Below are 6,245 nucleotides of genomic sequence, written 5' to 3' on the forward strand. Positions count from 1 at the left end.
ATATTACCGGTTATTTAATTATCCTGCTCTGATAACCAGTGTTAGCTTGTTACGTATAGATTCAGGAAGTTCTGTTGATCATATTTGTGCTGTTTCTGCATTGAGAAGCAAAGAAGACAAAAATTGGAGAAAGTTCAATGAGAGTATGTATTGCCGGCGCTGCAGGCGCTTTTGGTATGAAACATCTGGAAGCGATCCGTGCTATTGAAGATGCCGAGGTTGTTTCTGTTGTTGGCAGCTCTGATTTAGAGAAAATTAAAGCGTTTGCTGCTGAACATAACATCCCTCATTACACGACTGATCTGGCTGAAAGTCTTGCCCGGGATGATGTTGACTGCGTTATTCTGGCGACTCCCACTCAGGTGCATGCCGCTCAGGTTAAACAGTGTCTGAAAGCGGGTAAGCATGTTCAGACTGAGATTCCAATGGCAGATAATATTGAAGATGCCAAAGAGATTGTTGCGTTGCAGAAAGAGACCGGTCTGGTAGCAATGGCGGGTCATACCCGTCGCTTTAACCCTAGCCATCAGTGGATTCACAATAAGATTCAGGCAGGCGAACTTAACGTCCTGCAGATGGATGTACAGACCTATTTCTTCCGTCGTACGAATACCAACGCAAAAGGCGAGCCCCGTTCATGGACTGACCACCTGCTGTGGCACCATGCCTGCCATACGGTCGATCTGTTCCAGTATCAGACTGGTGAAACCGCCAGTCAGGTTCAGGCTATGCAGGGACCGATTCACCCGGATCTGGGGATTGCTCTGGATATGAGCATCGGCATGAAAGTACCCAGTGGCGCTCTGTGCACCCTGTCTCTGTCATTTAACAACGATGGTCCATTCGGAACCTTCTTCCGTTACATCTGTGACAACGGTACTTATATCGCCCGCTATGATGATCTGGAAGATGGTAAAGGTAATCCGGTTGATCTGTCTGGTGTGGCGGTCTCTTTCAACGGTATTGAACTGCAGGATCGTGAGTTCTTTGCGGCTATTCGCGAGGGTCGTGAGCCTAACTCCAGCCTGAGCCAGTGCTATCCTGCGATGGAAACTCTTGATCAGTTGGAGAAATGTCTGGCAGCGGCAGAGTAAACCCTAAGCACGATTAAAGCAGGAGAGATTGTCTTCATGAATACCCGTAAACTCGGTTCTTTCGAATGCTCGCCGATAGGGCTGGGCTGTATGAACCTGTCACATGCTTATGGTACGCCGCCCTCCAGGAAGGACGCAGAGCAGGTTTTGCTCCGGGCTCTCGACATGGGGTACAGCATGCTCGATACCGCAGCGTTATATGGCTTCGGTAATAATGAGATTTTACTGGGCAAGGCGCTAAAAGGGCGTCGTAACGATTTTGTGCTGGCCAGTAAATGCGGCATGTTTAAAAACGATGCGGGCGTGCGTGAAATTAATGGTCGTCCTAAGATGATCAAAAAGACCTGTGAAGACAGTCTGCGCCGGCTGCAAACCGATGTGATTGATCTCTATTACCTGCACCGTTGGGATAAGAATGTACCCATTGAAGACAGTGTTGGTGCACTGTCAGATCTTGTTTCAGAAGGTAAAATTCGTGATGTCGGGTTGTCAGAAGTTTCTGCCGATACCCTGCGTAAAGCTCACAAAACACATCCCATTGCGGCGGTGCAGACTGAGTATTCCCTGTGGACCCGTAATGCAGAGATTGCTGTGCTGGATACCTGCCGCGAACTGGGTGCAACCTTTGTTGCGTTCAGTCCGTTAGCCAGAGCGTTTCTGACTGGAAAGCTGCGGGATGTGAATACCCTTGAAGAGCGGGACATCCGTCGCGGAATGCCGCGCTTTTATCCGGAAAATTATGCTGAAAACCTACAACTTCTGGACCGCGTAGAGACCGTTGCTAAAGCCGAAGGGATGACCCTGGCGCAGCTCTCTCTCGCCTGGTTGCTGGGGCGTGATGAAAATATTATCCCGATCCCGGGAACCACCAACCCTGATCATCTGAAAGAAAATATCAGTGCCGTGGATCTGCAGCTGAGCGCTGAAGCTTTCCTGCAACTCGACCAGATTATCAATCAGAACACCGTCACGGGGAGTCGTTATAACCCGGCAACCCAGACAGAGATTGATACCGAGGAGTTCGTTTAATCATTTTTCAAAACGGTTCTGTGCCCGCGTGGCCGTCATAATAAAAATATAAAGCGTTTATAAAAATTTTACTGAGGAGTCTAAAATGAAAAAGCCCCTGCTGAAAACAGCAATGGCGTTAACGGCTGCCCTGATCATTCAGGCGCCTGTTCAAGCTGCTGAATACACACTGCGTCTTGCGCACTTCTTCCCTCCTGTAGCAGGTCAGCATAAGCTGATTGCTCAGGCCTGGGCGGATAAAGTCAAAGCCGATTCAAATGGCCGTATTGAGGTTGAAGTTTACCCTTCATCAACCCTGGCAAAGCCACCGGCACAGTATGATGCGGTTAAGAACCGTATCGCCGATGTAACCATGACCATTCAGGGTTATACCGCTAACCGTTTTCCGCTGACTCAGGTGGTTGAGCTGCCTGGGATTGCTAAAGATGCGGCAAATGGCTCCTGTATTATTCAGGGGCTTTATGATGAAGGTTTGATTGCCAGTGAGTATAAAGAAACGCACCCACTGTTCTTCTTTACTCATGGCCCGGGTCATATTCATACCACCGAAAAACTGATTCAGAAACCATCTGACTTTGAAGGGTTGCGTATCCGTCGCCCGACAGCTGTGGTGGCAAAACTTCTGGAAGGCCTAGGCGCGCAGCCTGTTGGTATGCCTGCACCACAGGCTTATCAGTCCGTTCAGCGTGGTGTTATTGATGGTGTTTCATTGCCATGGGAAGGTCAGTTGGTGTTCCGTATTAATGAGCTGACGCCTAATCATACCGAAGTGGGTGGTCTGTATACGCTGTCATTCCTGATGACCATGAACAAAGATGTATATAACAGCATGCCTGCTGATCTGCAGAAAGTGCTGGATGATAATTCCGGTGCTGAGTGGGCGCAGCGTGCAGCCAGGGTGTTTGATGACCTGGATGTGAAAGGGCGTGCTCAGGCGGTAGAGAATGGCGATAAGATTTATACCGTCGAAGGCGGCATCTCAAACCCGGACTGGAAACCGGTTATCGATGGCGCGATCGAAGAGTACCTGTCTGAGCTGGAAGCCAAAGGGCTGCCAGCACGCAAAGTCTATGCCCGCGCGAACGAACTCGCTGCTACCTGTAATTAATGTGCGATTCCTGTCTGACTTATCATCTGGATGAGTCAGACAGGAGCTGCCTTTAACTGTTAGCCCAGCCTTACTATTCAGTTAAATGGAGTGCCTTATGATGGCTTTCAGCCGGCTGTTTGATCGTATTACTCATGCCATGCATGTGATCAGCGGTGCTATTCTTGTTTCAATGATGTTCATCACCCTCGCGGATGTTCTGGCCCGTGCGTTGTTTAAAGCAACCGGAGGCTCAGTAGACCTGACCTTTATCGGTGGGGTAGAGCTGATTAAGTATGGCTTGTTGCTGATGGTGGTGTTTGCATTGCCATATTCAGTGGGTCGTTCCCAGGTAATTGTTGATCTGTTTACCGAAAATTTATCGTCCCGAATGAAGGCATGGCTTGAAGGCTTGTATATGCTTGGCTTTGTCATGCTGGGCGGGGGGATGAGTTATCGTTTTTATCATGCGATAGGACAGGCGGAAATGTCTGGAGAGACCACTCAGGACCTGCTGATTCCGTTGAGTTATCTTTACGCTATAACGTCTTTTGCGACTGCGTTTCTTGCACTCGCGGCACTCCTGATAAGCATTCGTTTGTTTTTCTTTCGTAAAGAGGTGCATCAGTCATGAGCGGATCAATCATCGGTTTAATCTGTATTTTCAGCATGCTGGGAATGATTGCACTGCGTATGCCAATTGCCCTGGCGATGGCGCTGACTGGCTTTGTCGGTTTTGGCTGGATCGTTGCATTCGAGCCTGCGCTCTCTATTCTTGATAGTGGTCCGTTCGAAACCCTGTCTAACTATAGTTTCAGCCCGATCCCTATGTTTATTCTGATGGGGGTGTTTGCCTCCAAGGCAAAAATGTCTCAGGAGTTGTTTGAAGGAGCCCGCACTCTGTTTGGTAGCTGGAGAGGGGGGATGGCTCTGGCTGCAGTGACTTCATGCGGGATTTTCTCAGCCATTTCGGGTTCATCCATGGCGACTGCAGCGAGTATGTCGCGGGTAGCATTGCCTGAAATGGAAAAGAACGGTTATGCCAAATCGCTGGCATCCGGCACCCTGGCAGCTGGTGGTACGCTGGGTATTATGATTCCGCCATCAATTGCGTTGCTGCTCTATGCTTTGATCACGGAACAGTCGGTTGGTGATATGTTTATTGCCGGCGTGATTCCCGGTCTGCTGGGGCTGTGTCTTTACTGTGTAACCATTGCCATTGTGGTGATGCTGTTTCCTAATCTGGCGCAGCCAGGCGCTAAAACTACGTTTGTTGAAAAGATTATCGGCCTGAAAGGTCTGGTGCCATTTACCGGCGTGTTTGCTCTGATAATTGGTGGTATCTATACCGGTTTCTTTACACCGACAGAGGCTGCATCCGTAGGCGCTGCCGGGACCTTCGTGATTGCATTGTTGCGGGGAATGAGCTTTAAGCAGTTTAAGGAATCGGTTGAAGAAACGCTGTTTATGTCTGCGATGATCTTCTTTATGATCATTGGTGCGGAGATATTCGGCTACTTCCTTTCGGTTTCCCGTATCTCTTTTTCGCTGGTTGAGTTTGTCGATAGTATGCACCTGACGCCTTATATGGTGCTGTTCTGTGTGCTGCTGCTATTCATTCTGCTGGGGTGTGTGATGGACAGTATCGCCATGCTGCTGCTGACCGTTCCCGTTGTTTACCCGCTGATTGAAGCAGCCGGTTTTGATCCGATCTGGTTTGGAATCATTGCGGTAATTACCGTTGAACTGGGGTTAATTACCCCTCCGGTGGGTATGAATGTGTTTGTCATAAAATCGGTTGCGCCCGATATCCCGATAAAGGATATTTTTAAGGGAGTATTTCCGTTTGTGTTGTCAGATATCGTGCGCCTGGGTTTGATTATCGCTTTCCCCATGCTGGCTCTCGGCCTGCTTTAGGAGTTATCAGCTATGAATGTTAACTGGACCAGTGATCTCAGTGTTGGGGATCACAATATTGATGATGATCATAAAGGGTTGTTTGCGCTGATAGATGAGCTTGATTCAGCGGATATGAGTCATGATTATATCAACTCTATCCTGGATCGTCTGAAGGCCTATACCCGTGGTCATTTTAGCCGGGAGGAGGTGTATATGAAAAACGCAGGCTTTCCCGGTTTAGAGGAGCATCTGAAACAGCATGAAAGCTTTGTTGAGTGGCTGGAAACCATACGCTCAACCTATGCCCGCTTTCCCCAGAGTCCATTCATTATCGGTGATTCTGTTAATGGTTATCTTCAGCGCTGGCTGCGGCAGCATATTCTCGAGGAGGATATGAAATACCGCGATTATATTCTCGGGCAACAGAGTAACAGTTGAAACTGTTTCTGTTCAGCATCGGGTAATCTGAGTTAATAATCGGTACTGCTTCAGTGCCAGGAAGCAAGCTCAGGCAGCAATATGTCTGAGCTTTTTTATTTGAAAAGCGAATAGCTGTCGCATCAAAAGCATCATTCAGGTTGCTGCAACAAGCAGTTGGCTTAGAATGTTTAAGGACGGTTTAATCCAGATCAACGGGGACTGTAGCCCTCTCTTTATTCCAGGCAGTTCATTCTGTGTGGTTAATTCCAGACAGGCATCCTCTGATGCTTACTCAACTGCGTAGCGGATTAATACTGTTCTGATAATCACTTAATGATGCCGCCAGAATCGCTATTAACAGACGAAAAAAAGGACGCCGAAGCGTCCCTTTTTATCACCTGGTCAGGTCAGATATTAACCGAACTGGTTCATGGTGTTGTCTTCACCCGCCGCTTTCAGTGCCGCTTCACCGGCGAAGTATTCTTTGTGATCATCGCCCATATCGGAACCGGCCATGTTCTGGTGCTTAACGCAGGCGATACCCTGACGAATCTCTTTGCGCTGTACGCCAGCCACGTAACCCAGCATACCCTGCTCACCGAAGTACTCTTTCGCCAGGTTGTCAGTCGACAGCGCAGCGGTGTGGTAAGTCGGCAGGGTGATCAGGTGGTGGAAGATACCCGCTTCGCGAGCGGCATCCGCCTGGAAGCTCTGGA

The 6,245-nt window shown here is 48.9% G+C and carries 6 protein-coding genes and 1 pseudogene; 6 read left to right on the forward strand and 1 reads right to left on the reverse strand.

Annotated features, from left to right (window positions below; all coding sequences use genetic code 11):
- Positions 1-137: 137 nt before the first annotated feature.
- From JW499_RS18355 to JW499_RS18380, 6 genes are all read left to right on the forward strand, one after another.
- A complete protein-coding gene (locus JW499_RS18355) occupies positions 138-1,094 on the forward strand; it encodes a Gfo/Idh/MocA family oxidoreductase (RefSeq protein WP_205211950.1) in 957 nt (318 codons plus the stop codon).
- Positions 1,095-1,130: 36 nt separating this feature from the next.
- Entirely contained in the window at positions 1,131-2,123 is a 993-nt protein-coding gene (locus JW499_RS18360; protein ID WP_205211951.1) for an aldo/keto reductase, read from the forward strand.
- 85 nt (positions 2,124-2,208) lie between these two features.
- On the forward strand, positions 2,209-3,231 hold the full coding sequence (locus JW499_RS18365) for a TRAP transporter substrate-binding protein (RefSeq protein WP_205211952.1): 1,023 nt from the start codon (positions 2,209-2,211) through the stop codon (positions 3,229-3,231).
- 97 nt (positions 3,232-3,328) lie between these two features.
- Positions 3,329-3,844: a TRAP transporter small permease gene (locus JW499_RS18370; RefSeq protein WP_205211953.1), complete on the forward strand. Its 516-nt coding sequence runs from the start codon at positions 3,329-3,331 to the stop codon at positions 3,842-3,844.
- Positions 3,841-5,127, forward strand: a complete 1,287-nt coding sequence (locus JW499_RS18375; protein WP_205211954.1) for a TRAP transporter large permease — start codon at positions 3,841-3,843, stop codon at positions 5,125-5,127. The genes JW499_RS18370 and JW499_RS18375 overlap by 4 nt, the downstream gene beginning before the upstream one ends.
- A gap of 12 nt (positions 5,128-5,139) precedes the next feature.
- Entirely contained in the window at positions 5,140-5,547 is a 408-nt protein-coding gene (locus tag JW499_RS18380) for a bacteriohemerythrin (protein ID WP_205211955.1), read from the forward strand.
- A 396-nt stretch (positions 5,548-5,943) separates the two neighbouring features.
- Here the strand turns inward: JW499_RS18380 and JW499_RS18385 are convergent.
- A pseudogene (locus JW499_RS18385) lies at positions 5,944-6,245 on the reverse strand (isocitrate lyase); the annotation flags it as partial.

It is taken from the genome of Amphritea pacifica (genome assembly GCF_016924145.1).
Classification (GTDB): domain Bacteria; phylum Pseudomonadota; class Gammaproteobacteria; order Pseudomonadales; family Balneatricaceae; genus Amphritea; species Amphritea pacifica.